Source organism: Mitsuaria sp. MSU3D (assembly GCF_056867975.1).
This window is the reverse complement of record NZ_CP200314.1, coordinates 1,081,428-1,098,924: the sequence shown is the minus strand read 5'-3', so window position 1 is coordinate 1,098,924 and position 17,497 is coordinate 1,081,428. Positions and strand designations below refer to the sequence as shown.

The following is a 17,497-nucleotide window of genomic DNA, read 5'->3' as shown; positions in this document are numbered from 1 at the left end:
CCTCGATTGTGACGCACAAGCCCCGCGTCCCGGACGCGGGGCTCCTCACCAAGGTGAAGAAACGTTGAAGCGTCAGTCTCTGGCGCCTCAGTCGTGCTGCAGGCGTTCCTTGATGACCACGGAGCCGTTCTCGAGCGTCTCGATGACGCCCTTGTCCTCCAGGTCCTTCATGACGCGGCTGACCATCTCGCGCGACGCGCCGACGACCTTCGCCATGTCCTGCCGCGATACCTTGCCGCGAATGATCTTCACGCCCTTCTCTTCCTCCGCCATGTCCAGCAGCGTACGCGCGACGCGACCGTAGACATCGAGCAGCGCGAGCGACTCGATCTGGCGGTCCGCGTTTCTCAGCCGCGCGACGAGGCCGCGCAGGATGCCGTAGGCCAGGCTCGACGAATCCGGCAGACCGCGTCCGAAATCGGCGCGGCCCAGCACCAGCATGTCGGTCTGCACCTCGGCGCGGACCGTGGCCGAGTGCGGCTCGTTGTCGATGAGGCTCATCTCGCCGACGTAGTCGCCAGGCTGCAGCACGGCGAGGATGACTTCGCGGCCGCGGCTGTCCGCGGTCAGCACGCGGGCGCGGCCGTTGAGCAGGATGAAGAGCGCGTTGGACTTGGTGCCCTGCTCGACGATCAACTCGCCGCGTTTGAAGCGCCGTTTGACGACGCTGTCCGCGATGGACTGGGCCTGGTCGGCGGTCAGCAGGGAGAACAAGGGAACCCTGCGGATCAGATCCAAATTGGACAACATGGCCATGAAGGGATGCCTCCTGTCGGGGGTTAGGGTCAATCGTGGTTGTCAGGATGGCAGAGAGACCCGCCACCTAGAATGGATGCATTGTGCCAATTTGTTCACGCCTGTTCATAGGGTCAACGCCATAGGCCGCCCGCCGGTCCCCTTAGGCTGTCGACCCTTGCGTCCGTTGAACGCATCCCCATTTCCCCCGTCATGAGCCAAAACACCCGCCACGCCCAGCTGTTGATCCTCGGTTCCGGCCCCGCCGGCTACACCGCCGCCATCTATGCGGCGCGTGCCAACTTGAAGCCGCTTCTGGTGACGGGCATGGCGCAAGGGGGTCAGTTGATGACCACGACCGAAGTGGACAACTGGCCCGCCGACGTGATGGGCGTGCAAGGTCCCGAACTGATGCAGCGCTTCCAGGAACACGCCGAGCGTTTCCAGACCGAGATCGTCTTCGACCACATCAACAGCGTCGACTTTTCCAAGCGTCCGTTCACGCTCACCGGCGACAGCGCGGTCTACACGGCCGACGCGGTGATCCTGGCCACCGGCGCTTCCGCGCAATACCTGGGACTGCCGTCGGAAGAATCGTTCATGGGCCGCGGCGTCAGCGCCTGCGCGACCTGCGACGGCTTCTTCTATCGCGAGCAGGAAGTCTGCGTCGTCGGCGGCGGCAATACCGCGGTCGAGGAAGCGCTGTACCTGTCCAACATCGCCAGCAAGGTCCATCTGATCCATCGTCGCGACAAGTTCCGCGCCGAGCCGATCCTGGTCGACAAGCTGATGGACAAGGTCAAGGCCGGCAAGATCGAGCTGCACGTGTTCCACACGCTGGACGAGGTGCTGGGCGACGCGAGCGGCGTGACCGGCGTGCGCATCAAGAGCACGCAGGACGGCACGACCACCGACATCAAGTTGCAGGGCTGCTTCATCGCGATCGGTCACAAGCCCAACACGGACATCTTCCAGGGCCAGATCGAGATGAAGGACGGCTACATCCGCACGAAGAGCGGTCTGGAAGGCTTCGCCACGATGACCACCGTGCCGGGCGTGTTCGCCGCGGGCGACGTGCAGGACCATGTGTATCGCCAGGCCATCACCAGTGCCGGCACCGGCTGCATGGCAGCGCTGGATGCTCAGCGTTTCCTGGAGCAGGAATCAGCCTGATCCTTCCGCGCTGCGCGACCGTGGCGCCCCTGGACGGGGCGTCCCCGAGGCTCACTGACCGGCCCGCCTTTGCGCGGGCCGGTTCGTTTCTGCTACACTCTTCGTTTCCCCGCGCCATCAACCTGTGAAGGATCTTGACGCGAGGAAGATGGGATACCGCCACCCTATGGCGAGGTGAGGCCGCCGCCCGCGACTCGACAGCGAGGTCGAGACGATTGGGACGGTCGCCGGATGACAAGTATCGGAGTGTCCTCATGGCACGCGTCTGCGAAGTCACGGGCAAGAAGCCCATGGTCGGGAACAACGTTTCCCACGCCAACAACAAAACCAAGCGCCGGTTCCTCCCGAACCTGCAATACCGCCGTTTCTGGGTCGAAAGCGAAAACCGCTGGGTCCGTCTGCGCATCACCAACGCCGGGCTGCGTCTGATCGACAAGAAGGGCATTGACGCCGTGCTGGCCGACCTGCGCGCGCGCGGTCAAGCCTAATCACTGAACCAGGAGCGACACCATGGCATCCAAAGGCGGACGCGAGAAGATCAAGCTGGAATCCACTGCCGGCACCGGTCATTTCTACACCACCAACAAGAACAAGAAGACCACGCCTCAAAAGCTGGAATTCATGAAGTTCGACCCCAAGGCACGCAAGCACGTGCTGTACAAGGAAACCAAGCTGAAGTGATTCAGCCCGGTCCTTGAAGAAGAAAACCCGCCTCTCGGCGGGTTTTTTCATGGGCGACCGAAAAGGGGCGTCACGGCCCCCATCGCGATCAGCGGGTCGGCGCCAGGTGCGCCTTGCCAAGCAGTTCGCGCGCCATCCAGTCGTCGATCATCTTCTTCTCATAGCGCAGCGGCTCGGAGTCGAAGTAGCGGTTGCCGACGCCATTCTGGTAGTCCATGTCCTTCAAGTCCGCCTTGCCGGACTTCAGGACCTGGCCGTTCTCGCTGAGCGTATAGGTGAAGCTCATGCGCGGAATCGTCACCGATCGAAGGATGCGGAGCCGATCGGTGCGGACATGCGGTTCGACTTCCCCCGCGAGGTCGACGTCGGTGACGTCGATCTTGAGCTGCTTGCCGGGCAGCTCGCGCGCGGCGAGCGCCTTGAAGTGCTCTTCCAGTTGCTTCATGGCGTTGTCGCGGTCCACGCCGACCCAGCCGATGTCGGAGAAGTTCTCCGGCTTGATGAAGTTGACTTCCGCTTGAGCCTGCGCAGCCGCGGCGATCGCGCCCAGGCTGGCGCCCATCAGGCCGAACAACACAGTGCGCTTGAAAAGGGTCGAGGCCATCATGTCAATCTCCTTGTCTGAGAGTTCAACAAATTATGGGCGCCGCCAAGAAAAAGGCGCCCAGTAGGGGCGCCCTTTGCATTGCTTCATCTCCGCCTGGGTGTCAGCCATCACTCTGGCCGACCTCGGGGCACGATGAGCCGACCTTCGCTCAGACGCGCACCGTGCGCAAACCCGTCGCGAAAGCCTTCAGTTCGGCGATGCCGCTTTCTTCGGCCTTGCGGCACCAGGCCTGCAGGTCATGCACCAGCTGCTCAGCCGACACGTTCGTGCGGGTCCACAACTGACGCAGTTCTTCGCGCATCGTCACCAGCTTGTCGAGCACCGGGCTCGCCGCGCGGGCGCCGTTCAGTTGCTCCTGATAGGCAGCCGGGATCTTCTCGGCATCGCGATGCAGCCAGCGGGTCGCCAGCTTGAACTGATGGAACTTGACGCTGTGCTGCTCGCCCGCAGCCTTCAACTGGAGCAGCTCGGCCTTGCAGGCGCCGCGCAGGCCGCGCGCATAACGCGCCATCACTTCATAGCGGTTGGCGATGATGGCCTCCAGCGTGTCCTTGTCGGCCACCGCCTTGAGTTCGCCGGTCTTCATCTGGGGCGCGGTCTTGCGCACCTTCGCCCAGCCGATCATCTCCATCGCACGGATGTAGCCCCAGCCGATGTCGAACTCGAAAGGCTTGACCGAGAACTTGGCCGAGGTCGGATAGGTGTGGTGATTGTTGTGCAGCTCTTCGCCGCCAATGATCACACCCCACGGCGAGACGTTCGTCGACGCGTCCTGCGCCTCGAAGTTGCGATAGCCCCAATAGTGACCGACGCCGTTGATCACGCCGGCGGCCCAGAACGGGATCCAGGCCATCTGCACCGCCCAGACCGCCATGCCGGCCACGCCGAACAGCGCCAGGTCGATGATCATCATCAGGGACACGCCCCACACCGAACGGCCGGTGTAGACATGGCGCTCGATCCAGTCGTCCGGCACGCCATGGCTGAACTTCTTGATCGTTTCCTCGTTCTTGGCTTCGGCGCGGTACAACTCGGCGCCACGCGTCATCACCGTCTTGATGCCGCGGGTGACGGGGCTGTGCGGATCATCCTCGGTCTCGCACTTCGCGTGGTGCTTGCGGTGGATGGCCACCCATTCGCGAGTGACCATGCCGGTCGTCAGCCACATCCAGAAGCGGAAGAAGTGCGACGGAATCGGACCCAGGTCGAGTGCCCGGTGCGCCTGGGCGCGGTGCAGGAAGATCGTGACGCCAGCAATGGTGATATGCGTCACCACGAGGGTGAAGACCACGATCTGCCACCAGCTGGCGCCGGTGAGGCCGTCGATCATCCACGCCAGGATGGCGTCGTGCACAGACATCAATACGTTCATTCGGTCCTAACCCTGCTCGCGAGGAGCCAGTTGTCCACAGGAAGCCCCGATTGTAGGCGACGCACTCTAGAAATCGCCCAGATGTAAGCCGCTTTCCCGTCGGTCTTTTGACGCTTCACGACCGGAAGGGCCTGAAGACGTGATCGAACAGACACGATAACCTGTTCGCAATAAGAAACATGCCGCTCATCGGACCCCGCCAAGTCCGGTCGGCAGACTCATTTCTTACGTTCCCAGACGGCCGCGAAGAAGCCGTCGCTCTGATGACGATGCGGCCACAGGCGCAGATAGCCGTTCTCGGACAGCTGTGCAGCCTGGGTCGCGTCGACCTGGGCGTGGGTCAGCACGTCCTGCGCGGGCATCAGGACGAAGTCGGGATGCGCCTCCGCGAAGGCCTGGGCGACCGACTCGTTCTCGGCATCGAGCAGCGAACAGGTCGCATAGACCAGGCGGCCGCCCGGCTTGAGCAGGCGCGAGGCGCTGTTCAGGATGGCCAGCTGCTTGTCGTGCAATTCCAGGACGCTGTTCGGGGATTGGCGCCATTTCAGATCGGGATTCCGGCGCAGCGTGCCCAGGCCCGAGCACGGCGCATCGACCAGCACGCGGTCGATCTTGCCGGCCAGGCGCTTGACGCGCTCATCGCGTTCGTTGCTGATCTGCACGGGGTAGACGTTCGACAGCCCGCTGCGCGCCAGGCGCGGCTTGAGCTTGTCGAGTCGATGCCCCGAGACGTCGAATGCATACAGCCGACCGGTGTTGCGCATCGCGGCACCCAGCGCCAGGGTCTTGCCGCCGGCGCCGGCGCAGAAATCGACGACCATCTCTCCGCGTTTGGCCTCGGTGAGCAAGGACAGCAATTGGCTGCCTTCATCCTGCACCTCGACCTGGCCGCTGGTGAAGACGTCCAGCTTCTGCAGCGCCGGCTTGCCTTCGAGCCGCAGGCCCCAGGGCGAGAACGGCGTCAGCGACGACGCGAATCCCTTGTCCTTCAAGGCCGCCTGCACGTCCTCGCGCTTGGCCTTCAGCAGGTTGACACGCAGGTCCAGGGGCGCGGACACGTTGACGGCGTCCGCCAGTTGCCAGAACTGCTCATCACCCAGACGCTGCCTCAGCGGCTCGACCAGCCAGTCGGGCAGGTTGTGGCGCAGCTTCTCCGGCAGCTTGCTGCGGTCGACCTTCGCCACCTGCTTGAGCCATTGCTGCTCCTGGTCATCGGTCGCCGCGCGGAGGAAGGTGTCGCTGCCGGCCCAGGCGAGGATCGCCAGCCGCCGCGACATCGGACCGCGGCCCGACTGGGCCAGATGCTGCAGCACCGGACGCTGGCGCAGCACGGCGTAGGCGGTTTCGGCGATGGTGTGGCGCTCGCGCTGGCCGAGCGCCTTGTGCGCACGGAAGAAATCGGAAACGAGGGCGTCGGCGGGCTTGTCGAACAGCAGCAGGCTGTCCACCAGTTCGGCGCAGAGTTCAAGAAGGGCATTAGGATGCATCGCGCGATTATCCCCGGCTCCGGCGCCAGGCCCGCGCCCTGCCCCATTCCTGCCGTCACGACCCTGCCCATGAGCGCCTCCCACACCGTCCCAGACCCTGCCGCGCACGGCGCCGGCGATCCGCTGCAACCGCTGCCCAAGGCGCCCACCGGGCGCTACCGCCACTACAAGGGCGGCGAGTACGAAGTCCGCGGCGTCGTCCGCCACAGCGAGACGCTGGAGCCCCTCGTGCTCTACGTGCCGCTCTACAACGACAGTGGCCTGTGGGTGCGTCCTTACGGCATGTTCTTCGGCTCCGTCGACATCGACGGGGTGACGCAGCCGCGCTTCGCCCGGATCCCGGACTGATTGCGCGTGGATCGGCCCATGCCCCTGCTGCACCAGATCAAGCGCCGCCCCCGCCTGCTGATCGGCGCGGCCACCGGCGCACTGCTGGCGGCCGCCTGGCCGGTCGAACTGGCCTGGCATACCCGCGCGTTGCTGGGCTGGAGCGCCGGCGTCTGGACCTACCTCGTGCTGATCGGCTGGATGATGTTCCGCACCGATGCGGAAGACGTCGAGGAGCAGGCCAGCGCTGTCGCGGACGGTGCGCCGACGGTGCTGGTCTTGGCGATCCTCGGCGGTGCCGCCAGCATGGCGGCGATCGCGCTGGAACTGGCGCAGGTGAAAGAGGCCGGCCTGTTGAAGGCCTGGCCGCACCTGCTGGTGGCATCGGCGACGCTGACCGGTTCGTGGCTGCTGCTTCCAGTGGAGTTCGGACTGGCGTATGCGTCGCTGTTCCACTGCGGCCCGAAGGCGCCCCACGGGCTGGAGTTCCCCGGCGACGAGGATGCCCCCGACTACCTGGATTTCTTCTATTTCGCGGCCACGGTCGCCGCGACCTCACAGACCTCGGACGTCGTCGTCAGCGCGCGACCGATCCGGCGACTGGTGCTGGTGCAGGCGATACAGGCCTTCGTGTTCAACACGGTCGTGCTGGCGCTGACGATCAACTTCCTTGCCGGCATGCTGGGCTGAACGCCGGGCCCGGGAGTCAGCCCTCGGCGCAGCCTGCGACGGGTCGTGCGGCCATGCGGTTAGTTGAACATCTGCGGCTCGCCGCCGCGATGGAGGACGCGCGCGCCCTCGATCGCGAGCTGCCCCTCGACGAACCAGCGCACGGCGCTCGGGTACATGCGGTGTTCGACCTTGAGCACGCGCGCCGCCAGCGCCGCCTCGTCGTCGCCGTCCAGCACCGGCACGATGGCCTGCGCGACGATCGGACCATGGTCCAGCTCCGCCGTCACGAAGTGCACCGTCGCCCCCGCCACGCGGCAGCCGGCCTCGATGGCGCGCTGGTGCGTGTGCAGCCCCGTGAATGCCGGCAGCAGCGACGGGTGGATGTTGAGCATGCGCCCCGAGTAATGACCGGTGAACGCCGGCGTCAGGATGCGCATGAAGCCGGCCAGCACCACCAGATCGGGGGCGAAGCCGTCGACGACGCGCTGCAGTTCCGCATCGAACGCGGCGCGCGCGGCGTCTCCCTTGCCGAAGGCCTTGTGGTCGACGACCGCGGTGGCGACGCCATGCGCCCGCGCGAATTCAAGCCCGGCGGCATCCGGCCGGTTGCTGATCACCGCGGCGATGCGGGCCGGCCATCCACCGGCCGTGCAGGCCTGGACGATGGCCTCCATGTTGGAGCCTCGCCCGGAGATCAGGATCACGATGTTCTTCATGGGCCGGCAGTGTAGCCAAGGGCATCGGCGCCAGCGCACTGCCATGACCGGCGGCGACCGGGCCGACGCTCCCTACAATCGCCCTCCCGCCGTCGCATGTCCGACCTCGTCCCGAGATCGCCGCGCGCCGGTGCGGCCACCGCCCCAGCCTTCCGCCATGACCGACCAACCCACCCTCACCCCGCGCCAGCGCGTGCTCTCCGGCATGCGCCCGACGGGCGCGCTGCACCTCGGCCATTACCACGGCGCGCTGAAGAACTGGGTGCGTCTGCAGGACGCGTACGACTGCTTCTTCTTCGTCGCCGACTGGCACGCCCTGACCACGCATTACCAACATCGCGAAGGCCTGGAACAGAGCGTCTACGACATGGTCGTCGACTGGATGGCGGCCGGCGTCGATCCGGAACAGGCGACGCTCTTCATCCAGAGCCGCATGCCGGAACACGCCGAGCTGTTCACGCTGCTGGCGATGAGCACGCCCTCAAGCTGGCTGGAGCGGATGCCGAGCTACAAGGACCTCGTGGCCGAGAACCGCGAACTGGCGACCTACGGCTTCCTCGGCTACCCGCTGCTGCAGGCGGCCGACATCCTGATCTACAAGGCGGCCTTCGTGCCGGTCGGCGAGGACCAGGCGCCGCACGTCGAGGTGACACGCGAGGTCGCGCGACGCTTCAACCACCTCTACCGGCAGCCCTCGGCGCCGCTGTTCCCGGAGCCGCAGGCGCTGATGACCGAGAACTCGCGACTTCCCGGCCTGGACGGACGCAAGATGAGCAAGACCTACGGCAACGCGATCGCGATGCGCGACGCGCCGGAGGTCGTCGCCGACAAGGTGCGCAAGATGCAGACGGATCCGCAGCGCGTGCGTCGCGGCGATCCGGGCGAGCCCGAGCGCTGCCCGGTGTGGGCACTGCACAAGGTCTATGCCGACAGCGACACGCGGGCATGGGTCGAGTCGGGCTGCCGCAGCGCGGGCATCGGCTGCCTGGACTGCAAGCAGCCGCTGATCGAGGCGATCCACGATGAGCAGGCGCCCTGGCGCGCCCGCGCCGACGATCTGCTCGCCGATCCGAAGAAGGTCCACTGGATCGTCGAGGTCGGCACCGAACGTGCCCGTGCGGTGGCACGCAAGACGCTGCGCGAGGTGCGCGGCGCGATGGGCATCGACTACTGAGCACGCACAGATGGCCGGCATCCACATCACCGACATCGAGTCCGCCATCAACTGGTGGCGACAGCGCTCGCCGGGCGACGGCGTGACGCTGGGTCCCGAGCTGCGCGCGCTGGCGGAGGTCTATGCGCTGATGGTCTTCCATCACGAGACCGAGTGCGACGAGGACTCGATGCCGCCGCGCGCGCTCGCGGCCTGGACGCGCTGGTACGACACCACGCCGGACGCGCCCTGCATCGCGATCTGTTCGACCAGCCAGGGCGACGAACTCTGCAAGGGCTGCGGACGCAGCTTCGACGAGGTCCAGAACTGGCCGGTGCTGACGCCCGGAGAGAAACGCGCCACCTGGCGGCGGATCACGATCGAAGGCACGGCGTGGCGCTTCAACCGCTATGCGGAGCGGGCGATCGAGCGGCGCAACGCCGCCGGCGCCGACGCTCAAGCGGCCGCCGACAAGGATCCCGCTTGAGCGCTGCGCTCCACGGCCGCCTCGCGAGCCTGCGCCAGATCCTGCCGCTCGCGTGGCCCGTGTTCATCGGGCAACTCGCAGTGCTGGCGTATTCGACGATCGACACGCTGCTCGTCGCCCGCCACTCCGCCATCGACCTCGCGGCCCTCGCGGTTGGCTCGGCCGTCTACACGTCGGTGTTCGTGGGATTGATGGGCGTGGTGCTGGCGATCTCGCCGGTGGCCGGGCAGCTCTTCGGCGCGAAGCGCATGGCCGAAGCCGGCGACAGCCTGCATCAGGCCGCGTGGCTCGCGCTGGCGCTCACGGTGATCGGCGAATTGATCCTGTGGTTCCCGCAGCCCTTCCTCGCGATCTCGCAGGTCAGTCCCGAGATCGCCGCAAAGATCCGCGACTACCTGCGCATGCTGGGCATCGCGCTGCCCGCGGCCTTGCTGTTCACCGCCTACCGCGGATTCAACACGGCGGTGTCGCGACCGAAGGCGGTGATGGCGTTGCAGATCGGCGGACTGCTCTTGAAGTTCCCGGCCAGCGCGCTGCTGATCGGCGGATTCACGCTGGGGCCGCTGCACGTGCCACCGCTGGGCGCGGTCGGCTGCGCGATCGCGACGGCAATCGTGATGTGGAGTCAGCTGCTGATCGCACTGGCCGTGCTGCGTCGCGATCCGTTCTATGCCGCGTTCGGCTTCGCTCGGACCGGGCTGCATCGCCCACGCAAGGACACGTTGATGCGGCTGCTGAAGCTGGGCGTGCCCATGGGCGCGTCCGTGCTGATCGAGGTGACCGGCTTCACCTTCATGGCGATCTTCATCGCGCGGCTGGGCACGACGCCGGTGGCGGGGCACCAGCTCTGCGCCAACCTCGTGGCGATGATGTTCATGCTGCCGCTGTCGCAGGCGAACGCCTGCAGCACGCTCGTGGCGCAGGCCATGGGCGCGCGCGACTATGCGGCGGCGCGCCGGCTCGGCTGGCATGGATTGGAGATCGCGCTGGCGATCGCGTTCGTGCTCGGCGGCGTGGTCTTCTCGCTGCGGGAGCAGGTGCTGGGCCTTTACACCAGCAATGCCGCCGTCATCGCCGCCGCGCTGCCCCTGCTGGGCTGGTTGTGGCTCTTCCACGTGTCCGACGCCGGCCAGACCGTGGCCGCCTTCGTGCTGCGCGCCCATCACATCGCGACGGCGCCGATGCTCATCTACGCGTTCGCGATCTGGGGGCTCGGCCTGGGCGGCGGCTACTGGCTGGTCTTCGGCGACCATGCCGTCGCGTTGCCCGCGATCATGCAGGGCGCGATGGGGTTCTGGAGCGCTGCCTCAGTCGGACTTGCCGCCGCCGCGATCGGGCTCGGCGTCCTGCTGGCCCTCGTTCATCGCCGGGAGATCGGGCGTTGAGCGTCAGCCAGCCGCGTTCAGCGGCAATGTGATCACGAAGCAGCTGCCGCCGCCCTCGCGGGCATCGCATCGCACCGTGCCCTGGTGGGCCGTCGCGATCTGCTTCACCAGGCTCAGGCCGAGTCCCACGCCGCCCGACACCTCGGCATGGCCGGGCAGACGGAAGAAGGCCTCGAAGATCCGCTCGCGCATCGGCTCGGGCACGCCCGGACCGCGGTCGCAGACCTGCAACTCGACGCGATCCTGCCCGGCGCGGCGCACCTTGAGCTCGACGACCGGCCCGCCGTAGCGGCGTGCGTTCTCGAGCAGGTTGCGCAGCGCGCGTCGCAGCAGGCGGTCGTCGCCGTTCAGCGGCAGGCGGGCGATGCCGGTCTCGATCTCGAGCTCGGCGTCACCCAGCGCGGCCGATTCGGCGGCGATCGCCAGCAGGTCCACCGGCTCCAGCCGCAGCGACTGCGCGCCGCCTTCCAGCCGGCTCGCCAGCAGCACCTCTTCGACGAGCGCGTCCAGCTCCACGATGTTGGTGTTGATCTCCTGCCCCAGGCGCGCGCGCTGGGCTGGCGACGCGTCGTCCAGCATCGAGAACGCCATCTTCAGCCGCGCCAGCGGCGAGCGGAGTTCATGGCTCGCGTTGGCGAGCAGGCTCTTCTGCGATCTCAGCAAAGCCTCGATCCGTTCGGCGGCGAGGTTGAAGCTGGTCGCGAGCGCGGCGACTTCGTCCTTGCCGTTGTCCTGCACGCGGAAACTCAGATCGCCGGAGCCGAACTGCTCGACCCCGGACTTCAGCGATTCGAGCCGACGCGTCAGCCGGCGCACGACCGGATAGGCCCCGACGGCCACGGCCACGAACAGCACCGCCAGCAGCACGGCCAGGGCTTCGCCGCTCGGGCGGGGGATCCAACCGGGCAGCCAGGAGCCGTTCGCCGCGTCCTCGCGACGCTGTTGCTCCAAACGGTCCAGCATGCGCTGGCGCATCTGCTCGACTTCGGGCCGCGGCTCGCGGCGGATGGGACTGCGCACGTCGTTCGGCGGCGGGCCATCGACGAACGGATCGCGGCGCTCGCGCTGCATCCGGTGCGGACCGCTCGCGGCACGCGCGTCGGCTTCGAGCTTGTCCTGGCCGGTCGGCCCAGATGCGCCCGGCGGGCGGGCCAGGCGCAGGAACAGCAGGTGCCGCCCGTCGTCCAGCGGCACGCGCTGCACGCGCGAACCGGGCAGGTCCTCGCGGCGCTCGAACAGCGGCGAGGCGCCGATGCGGCGTCCGCGCGAATCCTCCAGCGCCAGCGCCATCCGCAGGCGCTGACCCCAGTCCTCGACGGCGTCGGCCTGCTCGTCGGTCGACGCCGTGACCGGCGGCAGCGCGCGCTGCACCAGCACCGCGAGCGCCACCAGCCGCTCCGAGGCGGCCTGCTCGAAGGTCCCGCGCTCCTGCTCGATGCGGCCCTGGAAGAGCCACGCCGAGCCCAGCGCAAATGCCAGCAACACCACCACGACGGTGATGTAGATGCGCAGGTACAGCGCCTTCACTGCGTCGCAGCCTTCATTCCAGGCCTTCGGCGTCCTGCTTGCGTGCGAACACGTAACCGGCACCGCGCACCGTGAGCACGCGGCGCGGGTTCTTGGCGTCGTCCTCGATGACCGAACGGATGCGGGAGATGTGCACGTCGATCGAGCGGTCGAAGGCCTCCAGCGGGTGGCCCTTGAGCGCGTCCATGATCTGGTCGCGCGACAGCACCCGGCCCGGGCTCTGCGCCAGCACGACCAGCAGGTCGAACTGGTGGCTCGTCAGGTCGCAGGCATTGCCGTCCAGGCGCACCTGTCTCGCCGCCAGGTCGATCTCCAGGCGGCCGAAGCGCAGCACCTCGTCGCCCATCGCCTGGGGCTCGGTGCGGCGCAGCAGCGCCTTCACGCGGGCCTGCAGCTCACGGGGCTCGAAGGGTTTGGGCAGGTAATCGTCCGCGCCCAGCTCCAGGCCGAGGATGCGATCCATCGGCTCGCCGCGTGCCGACAGCATCAGCACCGGCAGGCGGCGCCAGCGCTTGTCGCTGCGCAGTTGGCGGCAGAACTCGAGGCCATCGCCGTCGGGCAGCATCAGGTCCAGGACCAGCAGTTCGAACTGGCCGGCCTCGAGCTCGGTGCGGCCCTGCGCCAGCGAACCGGCAAAGCTGACGTCGAAGCCGGCGTTGCTGAGGTAGTCGCCCAGCATCGCGGTGAGCCGGGCGTCGTCGTCGATCAGGAGCAGTCGTGGGTTCATCGGGCGTTGCGGTGCAGCCACCGACCGGGCCGGATCGGCCAGGCCGCGCGCCGCGGACTCATCGAAAGACTGAAGCATAGCCGGCCTCGTTCGTTCAGCGGTCAGTGAAAGGCTTCGGGACCGGGTTGGCCTCGTTGGCGCCGCGGCGTTCCTTGGCGCGCTCGGCGCGGTCCTTCATGCGCTCCTTCATCTTCTCGCGCTGCTGGTCCTTCAACTGGGCGATCTTGGCGCGCTGCTCGGGGGTCAGGACACGCGACGCGTCGATCATGGCCAGCGTGATGCGCTTGGACTCGACGTCATGCGCGGCGTGCATCTGCTGGCGCACCTGCTCGACGGCGTTGGCGTCGACGGTCGGCGCGGTGAACAGCGCCTGCATGCGCTCGTGCAGCTGACGCTCGGTGTCGCGTTGCGTCTTCAGGTCCTTGTGCGCGGCGTCGAAGATCTGCTTGATCTGGGCCCGCTGCGCATCGGTGACGCCGGCGTCCTTCAGCAGCTTGCCGTGCATCGGGCCCATGGGGCCGAAGCCGGGGCCGCCGAAATCGGGGCCACCGCGATGCATGCCGTGCGGCGGCGGCGGCGGCGCGTCGCCAGGTGCTGTCTGGGCGTGCGCCGCCAGGGCGGCCACGCTCATCGTCGCGGCCAGGGCCAGCATCTTGAGGGGGCGGGAGAAGCTCTTGACCATCTCGGGATCTCCAAATCGTTCTGGGGTGAGGAAATGGTCGAGGGCGCGCGTCAATTGGCCGTGGGCGCGCCGTAAAGATTCGTGAAATGAATCAGCGCCAATGAAAAACGCCCGCGGTGCCTCTTGAAATCGAGACATCGCGGGCGCCTGGCAAGGCCTGCCTCGGAGGGCGGGCCTGGCGGCTGAGAGCCTTGGAAATCAGGTGATCGGTTTGAAGCGCACGCGCTTCGGTCGCGCACCTTCTTCGCCGAGGCGCTTCTTCTTGTCAGCTTCGTACTCGTGGAAGTTGCCGTCGAAGAAGAACCACTGCGAGTCGCCCTCGCAGGCCAGGATGTGCGTGCAGATGCGGTCCAGGAACCAGCGATCGTGGGAGATCACCATCGCCGAGCCGGCGAACTCCAGCAGCGCTTCTTCCAGCGCGCGCAGGGTTTCGACGTCCAGGTCGTTCGACGGTTCGTCGAGCATCAGCACGTTGCCGCCCTGGGCCAGGGTCTTGGCCAGGTGCAGGCGGCCGCGTTCACCGCCGGACAACTGGCCGACCATCTTCTGCTGGTCGTTGCCCTTGAAGTTGAAGCGGCCGATGTAGGCGCGCGACGGCATCACGAACTTGCCGACGATGATGTTGTCCAGACCGCCGGAGACGTCCTCCCACACGGTCTTGTTGGCGTCCAGGCTCTGGCGGCTCTGGTCGACGAAGGCCAGCTTGGCCGTCTTGCCAATCTTCACCGTGCCGCTGTCCGGCTGCTCCACGCCCTGGATCATGCGGAACAGCGTCGACTTGCCGGCGCCGTTCGGGCCGATGATGCCGACGATCGCGCCCGCCGGGACCTTGAACGACAGGTTGTCGATCAGGACGCGGTCGCCGAAGGACTTGGTCACGCCTTCGAACTCGATCACCTCATTGCCCAGGCGCTCGGCCACGGGGATGAAGATCTCGTTGGTCTCGTTGCGCTTCTGGTATTCGACGTCGCTCAGTTCCTCGAAGCGGGCCAGACGCGCCTTGCTCTTGGCCTGGCGGCCCTTCGCGTTCGAGCGCACCCACTTCAGTTCTTCCTTCATCGCCTTGGCGCGGGCGTCCTCGGTCTTCTGTTCCTGCTCCAGGCGGCGTTCCTTCTGGTCCAGCCAGTCAGAGTAGTTGCCCTTCCAGGGAATGCCGTGGCCGCGGTCCAGTTCCAGGATCCACTCGGCGGCGTTGTCCAGGAAGTAGCGATCATGGGTGATCGCCACCACGGTGCCGGGGAAGCGCTGCAGGAACTGCTCCAGCCACTCGACCGATTCGGCGTCCAAGTGGTTGGTCGGTTCGTCCAGCAGCAGCATGTCGGGCTTGGACAGCAGCAGGCGGCACAGCGCCACGCGGCGCTTCTCGCCGCCGGACAGCACGCCGATGTTGGCGTCCCACGGCGGCAGGTTCAGCGCGTCGGCGGCCAGTTCCAGCTGCAGGTCGGTGTTCTCGGAGCCGGCGGCGGCGATGATCGCCTCCAGTTCGCCCTGCTCGGCGGCCAGCGCGTCGAAGTCGGCGTTCTCTTCGGCGTAGGCGGCATAGACCTCGTCCAGGCGCTTCTTGGCGGCCAGCACGCCGCCGATGCCTTCCTCGACCGCTTCGCGCACGGTCTGGTCCGGATTCAGCTGCGGCTCCTGCTCCAGATAGCCGATCTTGATGCCGGGCATCGGGACGGCTTCGCCCTCGATCTCCTTGTCGACGCCGGCCATGATCTTCAGCAGCGTGGACTTGCCCGAGCCGTTCAGGCCGAGCACGCCGATCTTGGCGCCGGGGAAGAAGGACAGCGAGACGTTCTTGAGGATGTGGCGCTTCGGAGGAACCGTCTTGTTGACGCGGTTCATCGAAAAGACGTATTGAGCCATGGCGATGGTTCTTCAGCGTTTCGTGGGTTGACCTGGAGCCCTGGGGCCGCCTGCAGCAGCGGGTGCGACAGTGGGGCCGGAGCCTGCGTGGGCGGCGGGGCGCCCGGGCAATAGTCGTGCATTGTCGCAGCTTCCGCCGGTGCCCCTAAACTCGACCGCCCTGCCCGTTCCCTCAGAGATGACCACCATGCTGTTCCGTTCCATCTCGCGTTCCATCTTGCGCGCCATCCCGGTTCGTTCGCGCACATCGGCCGCCCTGGGCGCCTGGCCGCTCACGATCGCCCTGAGCCTGGGGCTCCTGGGCGCCGCGCACGCGCAGACCCTGCGCTGGGCCAGCCAGGGCGACATGCAGACGGCCGATCCGCATTCGCAGAACGAGATCGTCACCAACGCGATGAACGGCCAGGTCTACGAGCGCCTGGTCTCGCGCGACCGCAACCTCAACCTGGTGCCGGGTCTTGCCACCGAATGGACGCAGCTCAAGCCCACGCTGTGGCGGCTGAAGCTGCGCCAGGGCGTGAAGTTCCAGGACGGCACGCCGTTCACGGCGGACGACGTCGTGTTCTCGATCAACCGGGCCAAGGATCCGTATTCGCAGATCAGCGTCTACGCGCAGGCCGTCGGCACGCCGAAGAAGATCGACGACCACACGGTCGAGTTCCAGCTCGACAAGGTCAATCCGATCTTCCTGCAGCACCTGGACACGCTGTTCATCATGAGCCGCAAATGGTGCGAGCAGCACAACGTCGTCAAGCCGCAGAACTTCAAGGACAAGCAGGAGACCTACGCCGCCACGCATTCGAACGGCACCGGGCCGTACGCGATGGTGGCCCGCGAGCCCGGCATCCGCACGACCTTCAAGCGCAATCCGGCCTGGTGGGGCAAGTTCGACGGCAACGTGCAGGACGCCGTCTACACGCCGATCGCCAACGACGCGACCCGGCTGGCCGCGCTGGTGTCGGGCGAGATCGACTTCGTGCTCGACCCGTCGCCGCGCGACATCCCGAAGCTCAAGCAGACGCCGCAGGTCAAGGTCCAGGAAGGCCCGGAGAACCGCATCGTCTTCATCGGCATGGACCAGTCGCGCGACAAGCTGCTCTACGGCAAGGTGCCCGGCGACAAGAACCCGTTCAAGGACCTGCGCGTGCGGCAGGCGCTGTACCAGGCGATCGACATCAACGCGATGCGCACCAAGCTGATGAACGGCCTGAGCCTGCCCACCGGCGGGCTGACGCCGTCGCCGCTGGGCGCGTTCAACGATCCGCAGCTGGAAACGCGCCTGCCCTTCGACCTGGCCGCGGCGCGCAAGCTGATGGCCGACGCCGGTTATGCCAACGGCTTCGAGGTCACGCTCGATTGCACCAACAACCGCTACATCAATGACGAGCGCATCTGTCTGGCGCTGGCCTCGATGTGGGCGCAGCTCAAGGTCAAGGTCAGCGTGAACGCGCAGCCGCGCGTGCTGATGTTCCCCAAGCTGGAGAAGCTCGACACCAGCCTCTACATGTACGGCTGGGGCGGCAGCATCACCGACGCGGAGGTCGCGATGACGCCGTTGATGCGCAACCGCGGCGAGAAGTCGGTCGGCCAGTACAACTTCGGCAACTGGCGGGACGACAAGTTCGATCAGCTCGCCGCCGCGTCCAGCGAGGAAGCCGATCCGAAGAAGCGCGAGGAACTGATCAAGGCCGCGCTGCGCGAGTTCCGCGCGCAGACGCACCTGATCCCGCTGCACCGCCAGATGATCCCGTGGGCGACCCGCGCCAACGTGACGGTGGTCCACCGTCCCGACAACTGGTTCGAACTGCGCTGGGCCTCAGTCGCCCCGAAGTAAGGCAGATCGAACTCCCTCTCCCCGCTTGCGGAAGAGGGTCGGGGTGAGGGCCAGCGGCCGCATTCGTGC

18 protein-coding genes are annotated in these 17,497 nt (G+C 66.9%); 9 read left to right on the top strand and 9 right to left on the bottom strand.

The window, feature by feature from the left end:
* Positions 1-87 precede the first annotated feature (87 nt).
* Complete coding sequence (locus tag AC1VNM_RS04980; RefSeq protein ID WP_067273553.1) at positions 88-756, bottom strand: Crp/Fnr family transcriptional regulator; 669 nt, start codon at positions 754-756, stop codon at positions 88-90.
* Positions 757-948: 192 nt separating this feature from the next.
* Between AC1VNM_RS04980 and trxB the strand changes: the two genes are divergently transcribed.
* The 3 genes from trxB (at position 949) to rpmG (ending at position 2,589) form a co-directional block, all read left to right on the top strand.
* Positions 949-1,908, top strand: coding sequence for a thioredoxin-disulfide reductase (gene trxB, locus AC1VNM_RS04975; RefSeq protein ID WP_483106081.1), 960 nt, complete (start codon positions 949-951; stop codon positions 1,906-1,908).
* A 254-nt stretch (positions 1,909-2,162) separates the two neighbouring features.
* Entirely contained in the window at positions 2,163-2,396 is a 234-nt protein-coding gene (rpmB, locus tag AC1VNM_RS04970; RefSeq protein ID WP_377155495.1) for a 50S ribosomal protein L28, read from the top strand.
* 22 nt (positions 2,397-2,418) lie between these two features.
* Positions 2,419-2,589, top strand: coding sequence for a 50S ribosomal protein L33 (gene rpmG / locus AC1VNM_RS04965; protein ID WP_067273562.1), 171 nt, complete (start codon positions 2,419-2,421; stop codon positions 2,587-2,589).
* An 88-nt stretch (positions 2,590-2,677) separates the two neighbouring features.
* Here rpmG and AC1VNM_RS04960 read toward each other — a convergent pair whose 3' ends face one another.
* The 3 genes from AC1VNM_RS04960 to AC1VNM_RS04950 all read right to left on the bottom strand — a co-directional run bounded on the left by AC1VNM_RS04960 (position 2,678) and on the right by AC1VNM_RS04950 (position 6,055).
* Positions 2,678-3,196: a DUF3016 domain-containing protein gene (locus tag AC1VNM_RS04960; RefSeq protein ID WP_483106080.1), complete on the bottom strand. Its 519-nt coding sequence runs from the start codon at positions 3,194-3,196 to the stop codon at positions 2,678-2,680.
* A gap of 148 nt (positions 3,197-3,344) precedes the next feature.
* A complete protein-coding gene (locus AC1VNM_RS04955) occupies positions 3,345-4,556 on the bottom strand; it encodes a DesA family fatty acid desaturase (protein ID WP_377155498.1) in 1,212 nt (403 codons plus the stop codon).
* Positions 4,557-4,786: 230 nt separating this feature from the next.
* Entirely contained in the window at positions 4,787-6,055 is a 1,269-nt protein-coding gene (locus AC1VNM_RS04950) for an RsmB/NOP family class I SAM-dependent RNA methyltransferase (protein ID WP_483106079.1), read from the bottom strand.
* Between the two features lie 69 nt (positions 6,056-6,124).
* Between AC1VNM_RS04950 and AC1VNM_RS04945 the strand changes: the two genes are divergently transcribed.
* Positions 6,125-6,403, top strand: a complete 279-nt coding sequence (locus AC1VNM_RS04945) for a DUF1653 domain-containing protein (protein WP_483106078.1) — start codon at positions 6,125-6,127, stop codon at positions 6,401-6,403.
* A gap of 18 nt (positions 6,404-6,421) precedes the next feature.
* The gene (locus AC1VNM_RS04940) at positions 6,422-7,072 is read left to right on the top strand and encodes a DUF1345 domain-containing protein (RefSeq protein WP_431103133.1); all 651 of its coding nucleotides are present in this window, start codon (positions 6,422-6,424) and stop codon (positions 7,070-7,072) included.
* A gap of 59 nt (positions 7,073-7,131) precedes the next feature.
* Here the strand turns inward: AC1VNM_RS04940 and purN are convergent, their stop codons facing one another.
* Positions 7,132-7,770 carry a phosphoribosylglycinamide formyltransferase gene (purN, locus tag AC1VNM_RS04935; RefSeq protein ID WP_483106077.1) on the bottom strand — a complete coding sequence of 213 codons (639 nt, stop codon included), beginning with the start codon at positions 7,768-7,770 and terminating at the stop codon, positions 7,132-7,134.
* A gap of 157 nt (positions 7,771-7,927) precedes the next feature.
* Here purN and trpS point away from each other — a divergent pair, with 157 nt between their 5' ends.
* The 3 genes from trpS to AC1VNM_RS04920 are packed head-to-tail and all read left to right on the top strand — an operon-like array spanning position 7,928 to position 10,795.
* A complete protein-coding gene (trpS, locus tag AC1VNM_RS04930; protein WP_483106076.1) occupies positions 7,928-8,944 on the top strand; it encodes a tryptophan--tRNA ligase in 1,017 nt (338 codons plus the stop codon).
* Positions 8,945-8,954: 10 nt separating this feature from the next.
* Positions 8,955-9,410 (top strand): DUF3717 domain-containing protein, encoded by a 456-nt coding sequence (locus AC1VNM_RS04925; protein ID WP_377155504.1) that lies wholly within the window; start codon positions 8,955-8,957, stop codon positions 9,408-9,410.
* On the top strand, positions 9,407-10,795 hold the full coding sequence (locus AC1VNM_RS04920) for an MATE family efflux transporter (protein WP_377155505.1): 1,389 nt from the start codon (positions 9,407-9,409) through the stop codon (positions 10,793-10,795). Before AC1VNM_RS04925 ends, AC1VNM_RS04920 begins: the two co-directional genes overlap by 4 nt.
* A 3-nt stretch (positions 10,796-10,798) precedes the next feature.
* On the opposite strand, the gene AC1VNM_RS04915 is transcribed toward AC1VNM_RS04920, so the two are convergent.
* The 4 genes from AC1VNM_RS04915 to ettA all read right to left on the bottom strand — a co-directional run bounded on the left by AC1VNM_RS04915 (position 10,799) and on the right by ettA (position 15,594).
* A complete protein-coding gene (locus AC1VNM_RS04915) occupies positions 10,799-12,322 on the bottom strand; it encodes a sensor histidine kinase (RefSeq protein ID WP_483106075.1) in 1,524 nt (507 codons plus the stop codon).
* A gap of 13 nt (positions 12,323-12,335) precedes the next feature.
* Entirely contained in the window at positions 12,336-13,049 is a 714-nt protein-coding gene (locus tag AC1VNM_RS04910) for a response regulator (protein ID WP_483109242.1), read from the bottom strand.
* A 94-nt stretch (positions 13,050-13,143) separates the two neighbouring features.
* Positions 13,144-13,731, bottom strand: a complete 588-nt coding sequence (locus AC1VNM_RS04905; RefSeq protein ID WP_377155507.1) for a Spy/CpxP family protein refolding chaperone — start codon at positions 13,729-13,731, stop codon at positions 13,144-13,146.
* Between the two features lie 198 nt (positions 13,732-13,929).
* Positions 13,930-15,594 (bottom strand): energy-dependent translational throttle protein EttA, encoded by a 1,665-nt coding sequence (ettA, locus tag AC1VNM_RS04900; protein WP_483106074.1) that lies wholly within the window; start codon positions 15,592-15,594, stop codon positions 13,930-13,932.
* A gap of 187 nt (positions 15,595-15,781) precedes the next feature.
* Here ettA and AC1VNM_RS04895 point away from each other — a divergent pair, with 187 nt between their 5' ends.
* Entirely contained in the window at positions 15,782-17,428 is a 1,647-nt protein-coding gene (locus AC1VNM_RS04895) for an ABC transporter substrate-binding protein (RefSeq protein ID WP_483106073.1), read from the top strand.
* Positions 17,429-17,497 lie beyond the last annotated feature (69 nt).

Bases quoted from the DNA above. Each gene is read 5' to 3' on its own strand.
- AC1VNM_RS04980 (WP_067273553.1), bottom strand. From the start codon at position 756: ATGGCCATGTTGTCCAATTTGGATCTGATCCGCAGGGTTCCCTTGTTC.
- trxB (WP_483106081.1), top strand. From the start codon at position 949: ATGAGCCAAAACACCCGCCACGCCCAGCTGTTGATCCTCGGTTCCGGC.
- rpmB (WP_377155495.1), top strand. From the start codon at position 2,163: ATGGCACGCGTCTGCGAAGTCACGGGCAAGAAGCCCATGGTCGGGAAC.
- rpmG (WP_067273562.1), top strand. From the start codon at position 2,419: ATGGCATCCAAAGGCGGACGCGAGAAGATCAAGCTGGAATCCACTGCC.
- AC1VNM_RS04960 (WP_483106080.1), bottom strand. From the start codon at position 3,196: ATGATGGCCTCGACCCTTTTCAAGCGCACTGTGTTGTTCGGCCTGATG.
- AC1VNM_RS04955 (WP_377155498.1), bottom strand. From the start codon at position 4,556: ATGTCTGTGCACGACGCCATCCTGGCGTGGATGATCGACGGCCTCACC.
- AC1VNM_RS04950 (WP_483106079.1), bottom strand. From the start codon at position 6,055: ATGCATCCTAATGCCCTTCTTGAACTCTGCGCCGAACTGGTGGACAGC.
- AC1VNM_RS04945 (WP_483106078.1), top strand. From the start codon at position 6,125: ATGAGCGCCTCCCACACCGTCCCAGACCCTGCCGCGCACGGCGCCGGC.
- AC1VNM_RS04940 (WP_431103133.1), top strand. From the start codon at position 6,422: ATGCCCCTGCTGCACCAGATCAAGCGCCGCCCCCGCCTGCTGATCGGC.
- purN (WP_483106077.1), bottom strand. From the start codon at position 7,770: ATGAAGAACATCGTGATCCTGATCTCCGGGCGAGGCTCCAACATGGAG.
- trpS (WP_483106076.1), top strand. From the start codon at position 7,928: ATGACCGACCAACCCACCCTCACCCCGCGCCAGCGCGTGCTCTCCGGC.
- AC1VNM_RS04925 (WP_377155504.1), top strand. From the start codon at position 8,955: ATGGCCGGCATCCACATCACCGACATCGAGTCCGCCATCAACTGGTGG.
- AC1VNM_RS04910 (WP_483109242.1), bottom strand. From the start codon at position 13,049: ATGAACCCACGACTGCTCCTGATCGACGACGACGCCCGGCTCACCGCG.
- AC1VNM_RS04905 (WP_377155507.1), bottom strand. From the start codon at position 13,731: ATGGTCAAGAGCTTCTCCCGCCCCCTCAAGATGCTGGCCCTGGCCGCG.
- ettA (WP_483106074.1), bottom strand. From the start codon at position 15,594: ATGGCTCAATACGTCTTTTCGATGAACCGCGTCAACAAGACGGTTCCT.
- AC1VNM_RS04895 (WP_483106073.1), top strand. From the start codon at position 15,782: ATGCTGTTCCGTTCCATCTCGCGTTCCATCTTGCGCGCCATCCCGGTT.